Source organism: Ruminiclostridium herbifermentans (genome assembly GCF_005473905.2).
In the GTDB taxonomy this organism is placed as follows: Bacteria; Bacillota; Clostridia; order Acetivibrionales; family DSM-1351; genus Ruminiclostridium; species Ruminiclostridium herbifermentans.
In genome coordinates this window covers 1,064,959-1,085,613 of the sequence record NZ_CP061336.1, presented here as the reverse complement: position 1 = coordinate 1,085,613, position 20,655 = coordinate 1,064,959, and the positions used below count along the sequence as shown (strand labels likewise).

15 protein-coding genes are annotated in these 20,655 nt (G+C 32.3%); 8 read left to right on the top strand and 7 right to left on the bottom strand.

All coding sequences use genetic code 11. The features are described 5' to 3' along the window. The 3 genes from aspS to asnB all read left to right on the top strand — a co-directional run bounded on the left by aspS (position 1) and on the right by asnB (position 5,774). On the top strand, positions 1 to 1,314 hold the full coding sequence (gene aspS, locus EHE19_RS04725) for an aspartate--tRNA(Asn) ligase (protein ID WP_137698152.1): 1,314 nt from the start codon (positions 1 to 3) through the stop codon (positions 1,312 to 1,314). A 210-nt stretch (positions 1,315 to 1,524) separates the two neighbouring features. Then, on the top strand, positions 1,525 to 3,618 hold the full coding sequence (locus tag EHE19_RS04720) for a glutamine synthetase III family protein (RefSeq protein ID WP_137698153.1): 2,094 nt from the start codon (positions 1,525 to 1,527) through the stop codon (positions 3,616 to 3,618). Between the two features lie 275 nt (positions 3,619 to 3,893). After that, positions 3,894 to 5,774 carry an asparagine synthase (glutamine-hydrolyzing) gene (gene asnB / locus EHE19_RS04715; protein ID WP_137698154.1) on the top strand — a complete coding sequence of 627 codons (1,881 nt, stop codon included), beginning with the start codon at positions 3,894 to 3,896 and terminating at the stop codon, positions 5,772 to 5,774. 40 nt (positions 5,775 to 5,814) lie between these two features. On the opposite strand, the gene EHE19_RS04710 is transcribed toward asnB, so the two are convergent. From EHE19_RS04710 to EHE19_RS04680, 7 genes are all read right to left on the bottom strand, one after another. Next, positions 5,815 to 6,183, bottom strand: coding sequence for an efflux RND transporter periplasmic adaptor subunit (locus EHE19_RS04710; protein WP_137698155.1), 369 nt, complete (start codon positions 6,181 to 6,183; stop codon positions 5,815 to 5,817). Continuing rightward, positions 6,173 to 6,763, bottom strand: coding sequence for a carbohydrate ABC transporter permease (locus EHE19_RS04705; RefSeq protein WP_244648382.1), 591 nt, complete (start codon positions 6,761 to 6,763; stop codon positions 6,173 to 6,175). The genes EHE19_RS04710 and EHE19_RS04705 overlap by 11 nt, the downstream gene beginning before the upstream one ends. 245 nt (positions 6,764 to 7,008) lie before the next feature. Continuing rightward, entirely contained in the window at positions 7,009 to 7,857 is an 849-nt protein-coding gene (locus tag EHE19_RS04700; protein ID WP_137698157.1) for a carbohydrate ABC transporter permease, read from the bottom strand. Positions 7,858 to 7,895: 38 nt separating this feature from the next. Further along, entirely contained in the window at positions 7,896 to 10,085 is a 2,190-nt protein-coding gene (locus EHE19_RS04695; RefSeq protein ID WP_137698158.1) for an extracellular solute-binding protein, read from the bottom strand. A gap of 60 nt (positions 10,086 to 10,145) precedes the next feature. Next, complete coding sequence (locus EHE19_RS04690; protein WP_137698159.1) at positions 10,146 to 10,523, bottom strand: hypothetical protein; 378 nt, start codon at positions 10,521 to 10,523, stop codon at positions 10,146 to 10,148. Between the two features lie 573 nt (positions 10,524 to 11,096). Further along, on the bottom strand, positions 11,097 to 12,971 hold the full coding sequence (locus EHE19_RS04685) for a beta-barrel domain-containing protein (protein ID WP_137698160.1): 1,875 nt from the start codon (positions 12,969 to 12,971) through the stop codon (positions 11,097 to 11,099). 160 nt (positions 12,972 to 13,131) lie between these two features. Beyond that, a complete protein-coding gene (locus tag EHE19_RS04680; protein WP_137698161.1) occupies positions 13,132 to 15,447 on the bottom strand; it encodes a peptidase domain-containing ABC transporter in 2,316 nt (771 codons plus the stop codon). Positions 15,448 to 15,954: 507 nt separating this feature from the next. Here EHE19_RS04680 and EHE19_RS04675 point away from each other — a divergent pair. The 5 genes from EHE19_RS04675 (at position 15,955) to EHE19_RS04655 (ending at position 20,369) form a co-directional block, all read left to right on the top strand. Continuing rightward, positions 15,955 to 16,158 carry a hypothetical protein gene (locus EHE19_RS04675; protein ID WP_137698162.1) on the top strand — a complete coding sequence of 68 codons (204 nt, stop codon included), beginning with the start codon at positions 15,955 to 15,957 and terminating at the stop codon, positions 16,156 to 16,158. Positions 16,159 to 16,257: 99 nt separating this feature from the next. Then, complete coding sequence (locus EHE19_RS04670) at positions 16,258 to 17,724, top strand: radical SAM/SPASM domain-containing protein (RefSeq protein ID WP_137698163.1); 1,467 nt, start codon at positions 16,258 to 16,260, stop codon at positions 17,722 to 17,724. 223 nt (positions 17,725 to 17,947) lie between these two features. Next, entirely contained in the window at positions 17,948 to 18,118 is a 171-nt protein-coding gene (locus EHE19_RS04665) for a hypothetical protein (protein ID WP_171003604.1), read from the top strand. A gap of 394 nt (positions 18,119 to 18,512) precedes the next feature. After that, a complete protein-coding gene (locus tag EHE19_RS04660) occupies positions 18,513 to 18,734 on the top strand; it encodes a hypothetical protein (RefSeq protein ID WP_137698164.1) in 222 nt (73 codons plus the stop codon). 108 nt (positions 18,735 to 18,842) lie between these two features. Continuing rightward, complete coding sequence (locus EHE19_RS04655) at positions 18,843 to 20,369, top strand: radical SAM/SPASM domain-containing protein (RefSeq protein ID WP_137698165.1); 1,527 nt, start codon at positions 18,843 to 18,845, stop codon at positions 20,367 to 20,369. Positions 20,370 to 20,655 lie beyond the last annotated feature (286 nt).

The following is a 20,655-nucleotide window of genomic DNA, read 5'->3' as shown; positions in this document are numbered from 1 at the left end:
ATGATATCAATACAAAGTTCCACATCGAAACCATTTAGTCCTGATAGTGTACAAAATGGCTCTGAACTTACACTAAGCGGCTCTGTTTACCGAATCCGCGATATGGGAAGCTTTGCATTTATTATTCTTAGAACTGCTAGGCATTTAGTTCAATGTGTTTTCGATCCCCTAAAATGTGATTTTGAATTAAGTTCTATTCAAGAAAATTCTACTGTTAGAGTCACTGGAATTGTCAAACTAGATGCAAGGGCTGAAAACGGTTTTGAACTGCATATAAATTATATTACAGTTCTGTCCACCCCATATGCTCAAATGCCTATTTGCATTAATAAAAAAGGATTGAACATTTCTTTGGAAACTAATCTTGAAAATCGCCCCTATGTATTGAGAAATCATAGGCAAAGAGCTGTTTTCAAGCTTCAAGAAGGAATTGTCTCAGGCTTTAGAAACCATATGCTTGCTAACGGCTTTACAGAAATACACTCTCCAAAAATTGTAAAAACAGGAGCTGAAGGCGGCGCTAATATTTTTAAAATGGACTATTTTGGCAACAAGGCTTATTTAGCCCAAAGTCCCCAATTTTATAAGCAAACTATGGTAGGTGTATTTGACAGAGTTTTTGAAATAGCTCCCGTTTACAGAGCAGAAAAGCATAATACATCAAGGCATTTAAATGAATATATAAGCTTGGACTTTGAAATGGCATATATTAATGATATGTATGATGTAATGGCAATGGAAACAAGCATGCTTCGTGCAGTTATGAACGAACTAGAAACCAATTATAGCCCAGAACTAAAACTATTAAACGTAGATTTGCCAAAAATTGATGTTATTCCTGCTCTCACATTTATGGAAGCCAAATCAATATTAAAGGAATCAGGTCACAAAATTAAAAATTTCTATGACTTTGAACCTGATGAAGAACTTGCTATTAGCGAGTATATAAAAAAAGAATACAATAGCGAATTTGTATTTATCACCCACTTTCCTTCTTCAAAACGTCCTTTCTATGCAATGGATGATAAAGAAGAGCCTGACTATGCACTAAGCTTTGACTTATTTTTCAGAGGGCTTGAAATCACTACTGGAGGTCAAAGAATACACAGATATGAAGAGCAGGTTCAAAAAATGAAGGATAAAGATTTAGATCCAGATGAATTTGAATCCTATTTAATGATTCATAAGTATGGAATGCCGCCTCATGGTGGTCTTGGAATAGGACTAGAAAGGTTGTTGATGAAACTTCTCAATCAACAAAATGTCCGAGAAGCATCATTATTCCCAAGAGACTTGTCAAGGCTGGCACCTTAAATATACTGCTACTAACCTATACTGCTTGTTGGTGAAAGTTAGTGTGTATAATAAAATATATTTTTTGAAACAAAGGCGTTTCACTCCCCAAAATAAATATGGGAGCAGAATGTCTTTTTTTAATACTAAAATTTGGAAATATTAATTACAGACAATATTTAGTCTGATACTTTTTAGCAAACTTTTTTTAACAAATAAGGAGGGGTTATTATGGAAAAACATGTTACTGATTTTTATGGATGCAATGTATTTAACTTTGCAACAATGCGAGCTCGTTTACCAAAGATTACTTACAAATCACTTAAGAAAACAATTGATGAGGGTTTAGCTCTTGATGAGTCTGTTGCAGAAATCGTTGCTAGTGCTATGAAAGATTGGGCAATTGAAAAAGGAGCAACACACTTTACACATTGGTTCCAGCCAATGACAGGTATTACTGCTGAAAAACACGATTCCTTTATTTCACCTACTGATGATGGAAAAGTAATTATGGAGTTTACAGGTAAAGACTTAGTTAAGGGTGAACCTGATGCCTCTTCTTTCCCATCAGGCGGCTTAAGAGCTACTTTTGAAGCAAGAGGATATACAGCATGGGATTGTACTTCACCAGCTTTTGTTAAGGACGGAACTCTGTATATTCCAACTGTATTCTGTTCCTACACAGGCGAAGTTCTTGATAAGAAAACTCCGTTACTACGTTCAATGGAGGCATTAAACAAGCAAGCTTTAAGAATATTGAAGCTATTTGGAAGTTCTGCTACAAGAGTAACTACTACTGTAGGACCTGAACAAGAGTACTTCCTAGTTGACAAGGATTTGTGGAGTAAACGCAAAGACTTAATTTTTACAGGCAGAACTTTATTCGGTGCTAAACCACCAAAGGGTCAAGAATTAGAGGACCACTATTTTGGAAACATCAAGGAAAGAATATCTAACTATATGAAAGATTTAGATACCGAGTTGTGGAAGCTTGGTATTGCAGCAAAAACTAAGCACAATGAAGTTGCACCTGCACAGCATGAGCTTGCTCCTATTTTTACAACTTCAAATATTGCAACTGATCATAATCAATTAACTATGGAAATAATGAAAAAGGTAGCTATCAAGCATAATCTGACTTGCTTGTTACACGAAAAACCATTTGCAGGCGTTAATGGTTCAGGAAAGCACAACAACTGGTCTATGTCCACAAATGAGGGTCAAAATCTGCTAGAACCAGGCTCAACACCACATGATAACACTCAATTCTTAATTTTCCTTTGTGCTGTTATCAAAGCAGTTGATGATTATCAGGATTTACTACGTTTGTCAGTAGCCTCAGCAGGAAATGACCATAGACTTGGTGCAAATGAAGCACCTCCTGCTATCGTTTCTATATTTTTAGGAGATCAGCTGACAGATATTCTTCTTCAAATGGAAAACGGAAAAGCAAAGGAAAAGAACTATTCTTGTATGCTTGAAACAGGGGTAGCTTCCCTGCCAAATCTACCAAAGGATAGTACAGACCGTAACAGAACATCACCTTTTGCATTTACTGGTAACAAGTTTGAATTTAGAATGCTAGGTTCTTCTTCTTCAATTGCAGGCTGCAACTTCGTATTAAATACTATTGTTGCTGAAGTTCTGCAGCAATTTGCAGAAAGACTTGAATCTGCTAGTGATCTTTCAGCTGAAATATGTGCTCTAATCTCAGATACTGTAAAGAATCACAAACGTATCATTTTCAACGGAAATAACTATTCACAGGAATGGGTTGAAGAGGCAGAACGCAGAGGATTATTGAACCTCAAGTCAACGGTTGAATGTATTCCAACATTTATAAAGGATAAAAATGTAGCAGTATTTGTTAAGCATGGAGTATTGAGTAAATCAGAAATTGAATCCAGATATGAAATACTTCTTGAGAACTATATCAAGACTATTAACATTGAAGCGTTGACTATGCTTTCTATGGCTAAAACTGAGATTCTTCCTTCTGCATTTAAATATAGCAAGGAGTTGGCAGATACTATTAATTCCGTAAAAACAACAGGTATGCCAGTTGAAATTTCTGCTCAATCCACTGCTCTTAAAGAACTTTCATCAGTGTTAAGTTCCTTTACTTCAAATATTGCAGCACTTAAAAAGGCTTTGAATAAAGCAGCTGATGATTCATCAGACCTTTTAAGTCAAGCAGAGCAGTATTCAAAATCAGTAGTTGCAGCAATGGAAAATCTAAGGACTGATGCCGACAAACTAGAAGCAATCATTCCTAGAATTATTTATCCATTCCCAACATATGCAGAACTTTTGTTTAATATATAATACTATTTGTTTTAATACAAATTAGTAAAAAGTTCTCTCCCTTAAATGCTTAATAAAAAATTGCCAAAAAGGCTGTCTGATAATGGTCAGATAGCCCTTTTTGGTTAAACAGCAAATATTCCATTTTTATGTTAGGCATTATAAAACTTTTCTTAAATGTGCACAAATCTCCTGCAATCCACATATAATTTATAGTACATAAAAGAGACAATGGCGTCATTGATGTTTATTGTCTCTTTTATTTAACAGACAAGTATTTTTCTGGGGGAATTTTCATGTGTTCTATTTTAGGAATTATTAATTTTAAAGACTCTACAATAGATGTTGCTCAAGAAGTACTAAATGAGATGAACAAAACCATGGCTCACAGAGGGCCTGATCAAAATGGTTATTTTAGGAATAATTTTGTATGCTTCTCACATAACAGATTATCAATAATTGATGTTGAAAATGGATTACAACCTATGACTGTTACCTTTGAAGGTAAGATGTATACAATAATTTATAATGGAGAAATATATAATGCGGATGAACTCAGGCAGGAACTTATAAACTGTGGCGTTGTGTTCAAAACCCACTGTGATACAGAAGTTGTACTGTACTCTTATGCTGTTTGGGGTAAGAACTGTTCAGAAAAACTAAATGGTATTTATGCCTTTGCTGTATACGACAGTGCAAACGAGCAGGTTTATTTGTCTAGAGACAGAATGGGTGTCAAACCATTCTTCTATACTTTATTAGGAAATAGCCTTATTTTTGCCTCTGAGATTAAGGCTATCTTAAAGCATCCTCAAGTTAAAGCAGAAATTGACAGCGAAGGTATATGGCAGCTCCTTTATTTATCCCCAATGCGCCCTACAAATAATGGAATTTTTAAAAATATACTTGAGATATCTCCAGGATACCATGGAATATTTAATAAAGACGGCTTAAATCTATATAAATATTGGGACTTAGAAGCCTATACTCTAGAGGATAGCGAAGACACTATTATAGAAAAAACAAGATTCCTTTTAACCGATGCTATCAACAGGCAGTTAGTTTCTGATGTTCCCTTATGTACATTTCTATCAGGCGGCTTGGATTCTTCTATTATTACTTCTGTAGCAATGTCTTGTAATCAAAAATCAGATTTTTATAACGCAGATAACATAACTCTTAGTTGTAACGAAAAAGCTAAAGCGCCACTTTCATCATATTCCTTTGAATATGAAGGAAATAAAAAGCATTTCACAAAAACTAGTTTCCAGCCTGACAGCGATGATGAATACGCAGTATGGCTAGCTAATTATCTTGGTACAGATCATAAAGTGCTGTCTGTAAGCCAACAGAAAATAGCAGACCTCTTGCAAACCGCAGTAATTTCCAGAGACCTTCCAGGTATGGCCGATATAGACTCCTCTTTGTTATACTATTGTGGTGAGGTTAAAAAACGCCATACTGTCGCTTTAAGTGGTGAATGTTCCGATGAAGTGTTTGGAGGATATCCTTGGTTCTATAAATCAGAGATGCTCAATAGAGATTTTTTCCCTTGGATTCATGATCCTGAATCAAGAGTGTTTTTCTTTAATTCGGACTTTGCAAAGCCAAAAGAGGGTCTTGACTATATAAAACAAATGTATCTTGATAGTAAAAACGAATGTCCTTTAGTCAAAAATGAAGAAGAAAGTATGAAAACTAGCAGAATAGCAACCTGGCTTTCTGTTAAGTGGTTCATGACTTCACTATTAGAGCGTAAAGACCGCATGTCTATGGCTAACGGATTAGAGGTTCGAGTTCCCTTCTCAGACCACAGAATTCTTGAGTATGTTTTCAATGTACCTTGGAGTATTAAATATAAAAACCGAGTTGAAAAGTCACTTTTAAGAGCAGCAATGAGTCAATACCTTCCAGAAAAAATATTACACAGGAAAAAGAGTCCGTATCCAAAAACTCATAATCCTTTATATGAATCTATTATAATAAAAATGTTTCAAGAAACCATTTCTAATCCAAAATCCATTTTGAGAGATATAATTCACTCAGATACTCTCACTATACTGCAGTCTAGCAGCAACATTACTTGGTATGGACAGTTAATGGGCAGACCGCAGCTTATTGCTTGGCTAATTCAGCTAGATTATTGGTTCAGGAAGTATAATGTGAGGATAGTATAATAAAAATAATAGCTAGAAAGGTTGATATTTAGCATACCATTTATTTAGATCTTCTAACATGAATTCCATCATATAGATCATACTTTCCCAAAACAACTAATTCTTGTGAAGGATGAAACTTTTCAGCTACCATAACGGAATCCTCATCGACTTTTATTACTTTTACTTCAGTGCGCTTGGCTATAAACCCGTCAGTCCAAAAGCTCTGATTAGAAACCAATTGAAATACGCAAGGATTATCTCCCTGCTGGACTACCGACTTCGGAAGTAAGGAGCCTTCCTTTGTCAAGGAAATAACTGTACGTGTCTCTACCTTTAACATGAATTGCCATACTACTGTAGGCATAATTAAAATAGTTAGCATAAGCAGTATTGATAGGGTAATATATAATACCTTTTTATGTTTCATTGGAAGCACCTTTCATTATTGAAATTTCAAACGATAACCCTCTAACAAGCTCCTCTGAAAAGAAAAGATATACTAACACTGGGGGAATCATGTACAATACAGCTGGAGCAAAAAATACTTCTGGAGCATTAATAAAAGCTTCTTTTAGAGCAATAGAAAGAGGTTGGATGTCAGTTGTACGAATGAATGCAATAGCAGGATCTATTGCATTCCAGTTTGTGCAAAAACAAATTACCAAATATGCTAGCGAACAATCCTTCAGCATTGGAGCCAATATCTTCTTAAGCAGTACCAAGGGGGAAGCCCCGTCAATTTGACCAGCTTCAAGTATATCATTCGGTATTTGCTTTATAAACTGACAATAGAAAAAAAACCCCATAGCTCCGTAACCTCCTGGTAAGATAATTGCCAACACACTATCAAAAATCCCCAAGTTTTTAAATAGCATATACTGGGGTAAAACTATTACACTAAAGGGTATTATCATACACAAGATAATAATATAATAAAGAACGTCTTTAAATTTAAATCTGAATTTTGCCAATACAAATCCACCTGAAATTCCAAACAAGTATTGCATGAATGTAATACTTATAGCATACAGTAGAGAAAATGCTAATCCAGACTGAAAGCGAAAGCTATATAGTATTACTTCATATGCTTCAAATGAAAATTTCTTTGGAAATAAACTTAATAAGTTTGTCAAATTATTTAGTTCCTGGCTGCTACGAAAAGAACATGACACAATGAATACTATTGGATATATTATTATTGAACATAATATAATACACAATATATAACTCACAATACGTTTACTAACCTTCTTCACTGAATATCATACCTCCTCTCCAACTTTCTCAATAGCGCTAATATAACACCTACAATAACAATAAGCACTGTCGAAGCCGCTGCAGCATTTTCATAATTCAGTTTTCGGAAGCTGTTTGTAATAAAATGTTGTAGTAAGTACAGCTGTTCAGGCGGATAATCCTTCCATAATGTAAAAATATCTTGTGACAACCATAGACAATACATAAGGGATATGAAAAAAGCAAATATGGCTTGAGGTATAACGCTTGGGATAATTACATAATATATTCGTTTTAAATTGCTTTTACTATCCAGTAAAAAAACCTGGCTCATTTCTGAAGGTATAGTATTTAGTGCCGCAACAAATACAATTATATTAATTCCAATATACCTCCAAATATACAGAAGTAATATGGGTACAAAAGCCCAAGCGCCTGACTGCCAATTTATCGCTGACAATCCAAGGACATCAGTCAAAAGTTTATTTATGTTACCATTTACGTTAAATAGTGTTTCCCATACAAATGATATGGCTACAGTGGCAACTGCAAGGGGTAAGAGAACGACCTTAAGCAATCGTCGAAGTTTAAATATTTCATATATATAATACGCAATTATAAATGAACTTACCATAATAAGTGCGACTCCAATAAAAGTAATGGTAAATGTATTTAAAAGCGCCTTTATAAATACTTTATTTTCAAATAATTTAATGTAATTATGTAAAAAAACAAACTTTCCTCCGTCTAAATAACTAGTCATACTTATATAAATACCAGACAAAACAGGGTATACCCAAAAAAAGATAAACCCTGTTAGTCCTGGAAAAAGTAATAGCATCAACCATTTACGGCTATGTATCATGAATTTTCCTCCAATAGTTTTTTGTGCAAATTAAGTTTTTATTCATTTGCATAGAGCCAAACCCTTTGTGAAATATCATTAGCAGCTTCTTCTTTAGAAATCAAACCCTTTTTAAACTGTTCAACAATTTCAGATACTATTCTAGCCGCTTGCTGGTCAAAGTAGTTGGCATGATTCAAAGATGATTTAGCAGCTAGGAATGAATCTACAAATGGGATTATTTTTTCAGATGAAGTTTGTAATTGATTAGCCAAACTATCAATAATATACTCTCTATCTGATTTTACAATAGCTCCTGGATAACCCCATGAACTGTCTTGTGCTAAAAATTTTAGAAACTCAAAGGCTTCGGTGGGATTAGAACTATGGGAATTAATGGCATAAGCTTCCTGAATATTAAATGCTTGTCGTTTACTTGCCTCTAAAGTAGGCACTGGAATTACTCTAATATTTTCCGAAAATGGAATAAGACCATCACGAAACATAGACCAATGAGTTTCCAGCGAAGGCATTAGTTCTCCAACCTGATTTTTTTCAGCATACAATCCAGCTTTTTCAAAACTCGATAAGAATGTCATACATTCTTCAAATAGCTTCACATCCAGTTCCTTTTTTTCTCCAGTAAAAAAAGCAGATATGTATGGTTGATAAATCATTGTTGAAATTACAGTATCATTATACAATGGATTCTTTATAAATGGTTTGCTGTCTTTCTGCCAAGAAGATATTTCTCGTTCCAGCTCTGCCCATGTCCAAGCTTTTGATTTCTGTATAATCATGTCTGCGTTTTTATTTGTTGTGTCAAGTATAAATGATGGAAATGTTATGCATATTGGTAAATAATAAAGCTTATTATTTATTCTACAACCATCAATCAAGTTAACATAGTACTTATCAGAATTACTGAGTTCGTGGTTTTTATCAAGCGAATCTAGATCTGCAAGAACACCCTTTTGGATATATTGCCAGTAAGGCAGAAAAATAATGGGTACTATATCCCAGTTCTGTTCTCCAGATAAGACTTTCAGATTCATAAATTGTATGAAATCTGGCTGACTTAAATCACCGATTTCTTTAAAATAGTCAAAGCGAATTTTTGTATCAGCATTTTTGTCTTCAAATCTGGCTGCTACCATCTCAAGCGTATTATTACGCGTGGGCAGTAGTACTTTTACTAAGTTCTCTGGTTGAGTGACTTCTTGTTTGCTAGCAGGTGAATATGAAAACATTAGATTATTTTCAATAGAATATAAAAGTAGTAAAAAGCTATCCTTATTTTGGAACAACAATTGCTGATAGCTTGTGAAATGAGCTTCATCATTTGAAACTATAGCATTTGATATAAGCTTGCCGCTCTTGTAATCTAAAAAATTGCAAACCTTTGATAGTTTGCCTTTATTACAGCTCATCAATTGATTATTCAAAATAAGATACAGGCTTGAGTCATATGTATTGTAGGATAGGCCCTTAATTTGATCCTGAATTAGCTGTATATCGGCAGACCATTTCTCCTTAAGTTCAAAAACATCAAATTGAAAAAGTCTGTTAGTATCGCCTCCATAAACAGGCCATTCAGTTAGATACAGGTTACTATCATCAGAAGTATAATTATTTATGTTTTTATAACTTTTTTCAAAAAGAAGCTTACCTGTTAAGTTAAAAATTTGTAGCCCTCCTGTTCTTATAATAGCAATACGGTCGGAATATACAAAAATATCGTTAACCCGCACAGAATGTTCTTTAGGAGGTGATTTCAGCATCAATGTATCATCTACATTTAGATGTTCGTCATATTTATATAAAATAAACTCTTTAGCATTCTCTCTTTCTTCCTCTCTAAGTATATAAAACTGATTATTTGAATCCATAGCTGCTGCTTCACAATTCCCTGTCCAGATGGTCTTGTTTTTATCCTTGCTTATAAAGAAAATTCCGTTTCGCTTGTGAATTTCATCATTATGATTATTCTGAGTTTCATCTTTATGATCATGTAGCTCATTAGGTTTATTAAAGTTGAAACAAAGAGTATAAAATCCATCAGAGGTCTCCTTGAGAATTTTTTCAATAGTATAACCTTCTGGGATTTGATTTTTCAGCTGGGTTTCAGTAAATTGCTTTACAGAAGTATTTGACTGTGAATCTAATATAGTATCTTGTGACTTTTCATTGCATCCACAAGTAAAAACCAGAAGCATAGCTAAAAAAATCAAACATATTTTCTTTCGCATTTCTTCAAGCACTCCTCTATCAAAAAATACACATATGTATTAGGTCCATGGTTTATTTTTCTACCTTGCTGTACTACATACAGAGTTACTTATACTGCCTCTATAATTTGTAGTATATGTTTTAACCGTATATTTAATCCAATTAACAGCGTCTGGATTTGTAGGGTAGTAAGTACTTACAGGACCTGATGATGTAGCATAACTTGGTAGTACACCACTATGTGTATACCCATAACGGGTTTCCGAATAATAGATGTTAGGATGATAGTTTGAATTGTCCCAACTATATGTGGTCGAGGTTGTGCCATCTTTATAATAATAAGTTGTCGCCGTGTTACTGCGATATACAGATACAGTATAAGTGCAGGCGAAAGCTGAAATGCTCGAAGCTATAAACAGAGCAATTACTAATAACATAGATAATCTTATTTTCTTCATTTTTGAGTACCTCCAATTTTATGTTTTAACCAAGATGTAATATGTGCCCAATACACATGTATATAAAAACAAACTTTACATATATTAACATCTTATTGTTACAAATTTAACATGTTTTCAATAATATGTCAATATTTTTAATATATCTGAAAATTAATGAAATAAACTAAAATTTTATGCTATATATGTTAAATTAACTTGTAACCTCCATTTTTATTCTACAGCAGATATTGTAATTACAGAAAATTTGATACATTTACTTAGGTATTATTCCTTAGCATATCAAGAGGATATACTGTGTCAAATTAACACAAGTATTATTCAGATATTTTAAATGTTATTTTAATGACCATGTCTTTACTTTAAATAATATAGAATCTTTTCACCTATTTTTTCATGCTAAACATGACTGTGTTTGAATAATTATAGTATCTAATTGTATTACTTTTAATCCTGAAAACACCCATCCCATCTTCGGAAGTGGGTTTAATGAAATACTAGTATCGTAATACAATCAAACATTAAACTGAACTATCATTATTCATTTCAATATATTCATGAATATATATCCATTTACTCCAAAAAATTTATCTTTTCCAGAAAGTACTCTAAATAACTTTTTTGCTTAGTTACGATATTTGCTTCACACAGCATACCTACTTTAATATCTCCCTGTTTTCCTGCTTTAGTATAAAGCTTAGTATTCGGAACAGTAGCCTCAACAATATAAAAACTTTGTCCTGAGTTCTTGTCAATTATTGAATCCTGCGATATGCTGATTATCCTTCCCGTTATCTGACCGTATTCCCGATATGGAAGTGCAGCAAAACTATACTTAACGGCATCTCCTATATTTATTTCTCCAATATCCTGGTTGTTAATATTGATTTGCATTATAAAACTAGAATTATTGTCTGGTATTACTGTCAAAATCTCTCTTCCGCTTGGTACGAAATCACCTTTATATATTTGCGATATTACGTTTACAACTCCGTCAATATTAGCTCTCACTATAGCTCTATCAATATCTAATTGCAGTCTTTTTATGTTCTGTTCTATTGACGCTATTTTATCAGAAGTATTTTTAATTTTTTCATCAGTTGCTATAATCTCTTGAGACTTTAACCTTTCTACCAGTGAAAAATTGATATTATTTTTACCAGTAGCGTCTAAAATTGTATTTAATTCAGCTTCTCCTAATTCTATATTGAGTCTGAGCAAATTTATTTTGTTTGTCAAACTATCCATTAAATCAGAAGCAACCTGTCTCTCATTAATATAAAGCCTTTTTAAGGCATTTTCTTTATCTTTTTCATTTAACTCTAAAAGTCTGTCTTTATCCAGAGTCCCTGAAACACTGCTTTCTAGTTCAGCAACTCTTACCTTTTTTTGAGTAATGGTTTTATCTAAATCAGATAAAAAGTTACTTTTAAATACGGTATATTCTCCTTCTGCCTTCTGCATCTGAATTTTGGCATTTTCAAGCTCAGAATATGATATCGCTGCTCCACTTAACGCTTCATAAGACTCATACACACGTTTTAGCTCATCATATGTGTTTTTAAGGGTATTGAGTTCATATATATAATCCGTATAAAGTGTCTTGTAACTGTCATTTACAGAAAAATAGTTTTCTCCCACGTTAACACTTTTTTTGAGAGTTTCATAAGCATCTAATAATTTTCTTTCTTCTTCTAGAGCTTGCTTTAAAGCCTCAAAGCTATTTTTATTAATTTCATCCGACTGTTGGTCAAATTTACGCTCAATATCCTTCTGGGAAAATATATAATTTTCATACTTTTTGATGTATCGTTTTTCAATTTCACTGTTACTAGCTAAGTAATTCTTACTTTCATCTAAGGACCTTATATAGTTTTTTAAACAAGCTAGCTCAGTCTGATAATCGGAAAGCTGACTGCTATTGATACGGCGCTCCTCTTTTAGCTTTGTAATTTTATAATTTGTATCTGTCTGAGTGTAGTGGATATCCATCATCAGCTTCCTAACCTTTTCGAAGTACATTGGCTCACTGTCTTTGTCAAATGCATTTGTACCAGAAACAATTGATTTTCTGTACATATTAAGATTTGCTAATTCTTTACGAAGGTCAGTAAGCTGAGTATCATAAGCCTCTTTCTCCACCAAGAGATTATCATGCTTGATTATGTATAATATATCACCAGCTTTTACAGTCATGCCCTGCTTATAATTTATACTTTCAATTTCTCCTGCGATATTATTATTAACTGTACCTATACCTACTTCAGGTCTTACTTGTCCACTTGCTTTAATTACAATTTCCTTTTTTCCAAAGCTTGCCCATAATATAGCTGCTATTACCAAACCAATAATAATATATGTAAATACCCATACAAAGGAATGCGGTTTTGAACGATACATTTCACGACTGTCTGTAAGGTCGTCTATATCTATTATTATATCTTTCATGTTACCCTCCATTTCGCTGGCACCAATAGCGACATAAATATAAAAAAGTGTATATTCATTGCTTTATGGCTAAAACACCTAAAATATTTTTAATTAAAATGTAACTTTCGCATTTTTATACTAATCACCCTATTTTTCTAACTTAGGGAGCAATACACATTTATTCTCCAGTCTGAGCAGATGACACTGCTACATTAGAAAGCATATCCCTATTAAGTGTGTTTTCTTTTTTTGAGTTAACATCATAGCATGTATTTTCATTTTTGGATACATTATCATTTGTACTTTTAACACTATTGTCCTCTATGTTGTCAGGCAGTTGTTCCTTCCAAAGCTCATAATATCTGCCACCTTTGCTCATAAGTTCAAAGTGACTGCCTATTTCAATTATCTTGCCTTCTTCCATAACATATATTCTGTCACAACGCTTAATAGTGCTTAGCCTATGAGCAATTATTATTGTTGTAACTCCTTTGCATACTGTTTCAATTGTTTTTTCGATAGCCTTTTCTGCAATTGAATCTAAATTACTAGTAGCTTCGTCCATTATGAATATATCTGGTTTTTTTAGAATAGCTCTAGCTATGGCAAGTCTCTGTTTTTGACCTCCAGATAAATTTGCACCGTTTTCTTCTAAATTAGTTTCATATCGTAGAGGAAATTTATTAATAAAATCGTGAGCCTGAGCCATTTTGCATGCTTCGATTATCTCTTCCATTTCAAGATTTTTATTTCCCAGGCATAAATTTTCTCGTATAGTACCACTGAACATAAAAATGTCTTGAGATATATATGCAATTTTTTCTCTCAATACATCATAATTTATGTCTTTGACATTGTACCCCTTTATGGTTATTTCGCCCTTTTCCCAAGGGTAAAGATTCATAAGCAGCTTTACCAAAGTGGTTTTACCAGAACCACTCTCGCCGACAAAGGCAATCTTTTCCCCATACTTTATGGTCAGATTTATGTTATTTAATACCATTGCACGAGTACCATATCTGAAATCCACGTTTTGAAAGCAAATATCTCCTTTTATATCTGAAGGTTTTATTTTCTTATCTTCATTTTCCCCTTTTTCCAGTTCAAGATCAAATATTTCACCTAACCTGTCAGAAGCTACAATAGCAGTTTGCAACATTGGCTGAAGATTTATCAGATTTTTTATTGGTTCAAGAAAATATCCCAAAAGTGCATTATAGGATAGCAACTGACCAGCAGTCATATTACCTTTAATAACATTCCAAGCACCAACCCAAAGGATAACAACACCCCCTACAAGTGCCGTAAAACTTGTTATGGAACTTTGAAGATTATTTATAATTCCTCCCTTGAAAATTGCTTTGAGAAGCTTTATAAACTTGCCTTCTGTCTTTATTGACGCCTCCCACTCTGCATTAAAGGTTTTTACAGTTTCAATTCCATTTAATGACTCCACCAGATAAGAAGTTAATTGGGCATTATGTTCCATTTGCTCCTTATTAACATTTTTGATGGGTTTATTAAATGAAAATACAATTACCCCGTACACTATCGCTATTATTACTGTTATTGCAAAAAGCATGGAATTTTGAGTATATAGAATTATGGCTCCAGCAACAGCCATTAGCGTATCTATCATTATAGTAAGCGTTGCACCTGAAATTGCATCACGAACCTTTGAAGCATCCATGAAACGAGAAATTATCTCTCCCACTTTCCTTGTTCCGAAGAAATTCATCGGAAGTCCAAGAACATGCTGATAATACCCTAATATAAGCGGTATATCTATCTTTTGTGAAAGATATAACACCATATGGGAACGGAATGCCCCAAGCAAGGTTTGAAACAAATATAGCAAAATAATCCCTATTGATATTACATGTAAGGTTTTTTCAAGATTATATTGAAGTATGTCATCTAAAAGAAATGTAAAATAAAAGGATGCTGTAATACCTAACATGGTGTATATAAGAGAAGTAAAGAATATATTAATTAATAGTCTTTTTTGCGGCAACATTAAATTGAAGAAACGCGAAAAAAGCCCCTTTGTCTCATCACCCTTTTTAAATGTTGCATTGGGAACCATCAGTATAAGCACGCCTGTCCAGATTTTAAAGAAATCCTCAGGCGAATATTTTATAATACCTTTACCTGGATCAGCAACTAGCACCTGCTTTTTTGTAATTTTATGTATAACTACATAGTGCAAAAGAGTACCTTCTACAACGACATGTGCGATACAGGGCAGAGGAAATTCGGAAAAAAAGGCTTCCTTATCGCCCTTTACTCCTTTTGCAGTAAAACCAAGGACTTCTGCTGCTTTAATTACTCCATATGCATTAGTTCCCTGTTTATCTGTTCCCGCAACTTCTCTTATTTTGGTTATTGATGTTTTAAACCCATATTGCTTGCTTATCGTCGCAAGACATGCCGCACCGCAGTCGGTAATATCATGCTGTTTGATACAATAATATCGTTTAAACGGATTTTGCATATGTAAATCTCCATTTGTATCTGCATTATTTTGTGAACCCTGCTAAAAAAGATGTGAACTACTAATATTTTCAGCTATTCACACCGTCTTTCTAATAATAATGTTACTATTGAATATTAATTTTGTAAACACTACCTAAACATTCTTTATTCGACAAAAATTGGACTAAAATGATTAAAAGCATCTTTTTATCCTATTAAAAATCAAGCATTAATTTTAAAATCCAAAAATATTAAAGGAAGCAAAATTGGCACTACTGTAAATTGTAAGTGTATTTGCAGGATTTAGTACAAATACACCTTCAATCTTAACAGACTCGACAAGTGAAATTAAAGAAAATAGTGTCCATTATTTCATCAAATATTATAAGAAAAGAGTAATTCCGACTAATATATCGATAAGTTTACAATCAATGTTTTACATTAATTTAGATTTATGGTATAATTTGTATATGCAGGCCATTTCAGGTATTATCTTACAAAAAATATTTTAGGAGGTATTTTTATTATGTGGAAAAAGCCATCAATACAAAAGCCTAATTTTAATAAATTAAACCTAAATGAAATATCAGAAAAAGAATCCCTTGAAACAAACGGAGGAATAACATCCATTAAATTGCCAATTGATATTAAAATTTTTCCGCCACTAAGTGGTATAATTGCAAACCCATTCGACTTTAAAGATGAAATAGACATATTAACAAAAAAATAATTTATACATAAGTATTTCTATATAGGATTATTAGTTACTTTGATATTTTAATTACTTGAATAGGCCTGCTTATAAAATTTAGGTAAAAGGGGATATCTTATGCAAAACATAAACGAAAATATTGCATTATTTGATAATTACACTAATTATTTATACAAAGTTGATAATTATGAGTCTATTATTGAAAATGATCAAAATACATATATATTATTTAATCCATCAATACATTATTGGATTGCAATGGATGAAATAGGAGCATCAATATATAATGCAATTCATAATAGTAATAATCTAGGAATTGTCAAAGAAAAGTTAATTAATCAATATCAAATTAATGACTCAATATTTAATGAAGATGTTATTCCTTTTATTGAGGCTTTAATACAAAATGGTTTCTTGTCATATAACCATACCCCTCCAGAGGCTGACTGGATGAATGAAATTTATGATATCAATGCAATAGAAAAATACCCTTTTAATGATATTTATATAAGCTTAACAGATAAGTGTAATTTAAACTGTATCTATTGCTTTAATAAAAACGAAAGACATAAGAGAATAAATAAAAAATCAAATTCAATAGTATCAAAAGATAAATTTATCAATTTGTTAAGAGAATTTAAGGATATGGGTGGTAAAAAAGTCATTTTTACTGGTGGTGAACCTACATTAAATACTGACTTGACAGACCTTTGCAATGAAGCCAAAAGAATAGGTTTAGAAACCCATTTTATAACTAATGGCACGCTTTTGAATTCTATGAATATTGAAGAGCTCTCCGAATGCGTTGATGGTTTTACAATAAGCTTAGATAGTATAGTAGACAAAGAACTAGATGCATTATGGGGAAATCCAAATTCTGATGTAAAAAATAAAATATTTGAAGCATTTGAAAGAATAAATGAATTCTCACTAAAAACTAAAAAACTAAGTATAACTATAAAGCCTATAGTTTCTGCAATAAACATAAATTCCCTTGATATTCTCGTTTCAGAAATAAGTAAAAGATTATGTAATTGTACTCTTTCTTGGTCAATGACCCAATATGGTAAGATAGATGATCCTGAAGTAGATAATTTTCTTTCTGTTAATGAAAAAGATTATATAACCAAAGTGGCTCACAGTTTGCGTAAAACATATTTAGATGAAGCCCAAATAGAAGGTAAGAATAATAAAATATCTAGAACAATTAATATCTTTTCTTTTGGCCATGGCGGCAGATTTATACCTCCTAAAACACCTAATCTTCTTGCATGCTATCCATCCTTTTTCGTAACCAGCAATGGAGATGTATTCCCATGCCAATGCTTTGAAAACGATGATTATAAGCTTGGTAATATACAAACTGATTCATTGGCAAAGATGTTTGAAAATGATGTTTTTAAAAATATCAGAGCAAAACTGCCAATAAATCAAATGGATGATAAATCCTGTACAAAATGCGAATTCAGATTTTTATGTACAAACAAATTAGGCCCATGTGCACATAATAAAGATAGGGATAAAACAAATTGCAAGCAAATTAATATACAAAAATTATACCTTCAAACTCAGTTAGATATTTGATTAATTTTTTGTTTATTTTTAGCATAAAATGGTTAATTAACAATATTTATAGTTTTTTAGAAATATATGTATTTTAATTACAACATTCCATAATATAATAGAATTGTAACTTCTAATGCCTATAGGAAGTTTTATTTAAGAAGTTTTATTTAAGAAGTTTTATTTAAGAAGTTTTATTTAAGATAATTTTATTAAAAAAATTTAATTGAAAGGAGTGAATATCATGCAGATAGAAAACAATAAGATGGTTGAACTAAGTGATGAAGAATTACTAGATATGGTAGGTGGTTATTCTTCAAACTTAGTTCCAATAGCTTCAAGTTTACCAGTATTGTTATACGGAGTTAAGCCTTCAATTTCAATTATTAAGGACATTATAAATATTATAAAGTAATACAAACTCAGTAATATTTTAAATTATTTAATACATAATATTCCTATAGGTATTATAAATTCTTAGGATGCGGAATTTATCCGCATCCCAATTAAATAAGCAATATAAAATGTCTTTTCAATATAGACCTATTACAGGTATATTGAAAATAATAATGGAATGTAATTTAAGAGTTATATTTTCAATTGCATAAAAATTAGAATACCCTCAGACTCATTCAGATTTTTAATGACTTTTTTCTAATTGTTTTGTATATTTCCCACAAAATTTTGTAAAATAAATTAAAATTATTTTAATATTTAACAAAATATGTTTATAAAGTATAATTTCCATAATATAATAATAAAGGGACTCATAATACCTATAGGTAAATTTATTGAAAGAGGTGTATAGTATGGAAAATGAAATCAAAAAAATGATTGAATTGAGTGATGAGGAATTATTAGATATGGTAGGAGGTTATGTATCTGACTCCCTTTCATCATCTGCAAAAATCGAACCACCAATTAGATTATTTTACGGAATTAAAATTCCTCCTATTGATGTAAAACCACTATATGGTATTGAACCAGGTCCAATTATACCATTATATGGAATTAAACCAGAAATCGAGTAATTCTCAAACTGATTATATTTAGTATCAAGTACATAATATTCCTATAGGTATTATGAAAACTTAGGATGCGGAGTTTATCCGCATCCCCCATTAAATAGGGAGGATAAAATGAGTGTAGAGTATAGACCCATTACAGGAGTATGGGAAATAACAATGGGATGTAACTTAAGATGCAAGCATTGTGGTTCATCCTGTGAAAATCCGCTTGATGGAGAGCTTACTACAGATGAAGCCTTAAGACTGTGCGACGATATAGGAAAGCTTGGGTTTCGATGGATTACACTATCTGGTGGAGAACCAACCACTAGAAAAGACTGGGATCTCATTGCAAAAAGATTAAATGATAATGGTGTAATACCCAATATGATTACTAATGGCTGGCTTATGAATGATGACATTGCAAAAAGAGCCAAAGCAGCAGGTGTAAATACTGTTGCGCTTAGCTTGGATGGTCTCAAAAGCACACATGATTTTATTAGAAAAGAAGGCTCTTATGATAGAATTATGAGTGCAATTGATATTTTGACTGCAAACGGCTTAAACTGCTCAGTTATAACCACTATTAATAATATTAACTTAAATGAACTCAATGAAATACACAATATCCTTTCTCAAAAACATATTTTCGGATGGCAGCTACAGCTTGGTCTTCCTATGGGTAATATGTCTAAAAATTCAGAATTGGTAACTCAACCTCATCATGTTGACCAATTAATCGATTTCGCCTACAATGCTATGATTAAAGGCGGTGTCGAAATTCAGCTTGCTGATTGTATAGGTTACTTTAACAAAAAAGAAATTGAAATCAGAAGAAAAGCCCGTGAAGGCGATGTATATTCATGGAACGGTTGTGCTGCAGGTAAATATGGGCTAGGTATATTACATAATGGCGATGTTGTTGGGTGTACTTCTATCAGAAACAGAGAGTTCATTGAAGGAAATATTCGTGAAAAATCTTTGATAGATATATGGAATGATCCAACAAGCTTCTCTTGGAACCGTGAAATGACAAAGGATAAGCTATCAGGTATCTGTCAAAAATGTCTATTTGGTAACAGATGTCTAGGGGGCTGCGGAAATACAAAGTTAACACTCGGAAAATCTGTTTATGCCGAAAATACTTATTGTTCATATAATTATGCTATAAAAAAAGCAGAAGCCCAATTTGAAAGGCTTACTGATGTTCAAACTATGCTTGAAAAGGCCCAGAAATTTGCTGATAACAACAGCAATCAACTGGCAGAACTTCTATTATCTAAAGTACTCTTGGCAGAACCTGATAATGAAGAAGCATTAAAATTATATGGATATGTTTCTTTTATGCTTGAAAACTATAAACAGTCTTACGAAGCCAATAAAAAACTAATTGAAAAGTATCCGTCAGATCCATATATAAACAAGGGTTATGGGCTATCTATCGCAAAGCTTGGCGATGTTGAAAATGGTATTTTATACTTAAAAAAGGCTATTGATTTATCTGACAGAAAATACACTGATCCTTTCCATGATCTAGCTGTTATTTTATGTGAAAATGGAAGAAATGAAGAAGCCTTATCTGTTCTTGAAGAAGGTCGTTCAATTTCAGATGAATTCAAAAAGCAAAGCGAAGCCTTTTATCAGATGCTAAAAGCATAAATATTAAATATATAAAAATAGGCTATCTTTAATATGTTAAAAGCATATTGAAGATAGCCTTTTTTTTATATACGTTTATAGAAATATTTTTTTATTTTCTGGATATAATAATAGTCTAACAAAACTTATCCAGTAAAAAAATTGTAAGTGTCATACTTAGCAGTGAAAGTTTATTTATTAAATAATTCAACTTTCCATCGATAATTTAACATCTGCGATTTTTAAATAGGAAAGTTAAATTTAAAAACTAAAATTCCCATTGATAAGTTTAACGTCTACATTCAAC

What these genes read in the sequence shown, in the direction of transcription:
- aspS (WP_137698152.1), top strand. Translation starts at nt 1, where the DNA reads ATGATATCAATACAAAGTTCCACATCGAAACCATTTAGTCCTGATAGT.
- EHE19_RS04720 (WP_137698153.1), top strand. Translation starts at nt 1,525, where the DNA reads ATGGAAAAACATGTTACTGATTTTTATGGATGCAATGTATTTAACTTT.
- asnB (WP_137698154.1), top strand. Translation starts at nt 3,894, where the DNA reads ATGTGTTCTATTTTAGGAATTATTAATTTTAAAGACTCTACAATAGAT.
- EHE19_RS04710 (WP_137698155.1), bottom strand. Translation starts at nt 6,183, where the DNA reads ATGAAACATAAAAAGGTATTATATATTACCCTATCAATACTGCTTATG.
- EHE19_RS04705 (WP_244648382.1), bottom strand. Translation starts at nt 6,763, where the DNA reads ATGCAATACTTGTTTGGAATTTCAGGTGGATTTGTATTGGCAAAATTC.
- EHE19_RS04700 (WP_137698157.1), bottom strand. Translation starts at nt 7,857, where the DNA reads ATGATACATAGCCGTAAATGGTTGATGCTATTACTTTTTCCAGGACTA.
- EHE19_RS04695 (WP_137698158.1), bottom strand. Translation starts at nt 10,085, where the DNA reads ATGCGAAAGAAAATATGTTTGATTTTTTTAGCTATGCTTCTGGTTTTT.
- EHE19_RS04690 (WP_137698159.1), bottom strand. Translation starts at nt 10,523, where the DNA reads ATGAAGAAAATAAGATTATCTATGTTATTAGTAATTGCTCTGTTTATA.
- EHE19_RS04685 (WP_137698160.1), bottom strand. Translation starts at nt 12,971, where the DNA reads ATGAAAGATATAATAATAGATATAGACGACCTTACAGACAGTCGTGAA.
- EHE19_RS04680 (WP_137698161.1), bottom strand. Translation starts at nt 15,447, where the DNA reads ATGCAAAATCCGTTTAAACGATATTATTGTATCAAACAGCATGATATT.
- EHE19_RS04675 (WP_137698162.1), top strand. Translation starts at nt 15,955, where the DNA reads ATGTGGAAAAAGCCATCAATACAAAAGCCTAATTTTAATAAATTAAAC.
- EHE19_RS04670 (WP_137698163.1), top strand. Translation starts at nt 16,258, where the DNA reads ATGCAAAACATAAACGAAAATATTGCATTATTTGATAATTACACTAAT.
- EHE19_RS04665 (WP_171003604.1), top strand. Translation starts at nt 17,948, where the DNA reads ATGCAGATAGAAAACAATAAGATGGTTGAACTAAGTGATGAAGAATTA.
- EHE19_RS04660 (WP_137698164.1), top strand. Translation starts at nt 18,513, where the DNA reads ATGGAAAATGAAATCAAAAAAATGATTGAATTGAGTGATGAGGAATTA.
- EHE19_RS04655 (WP_137698165.1), top strand. Translation starts at nt 18,843, where the DNA reads ATGAGTGTAGAGTATAGACCCATTACAGGAGTATGGGAAATAACAATG.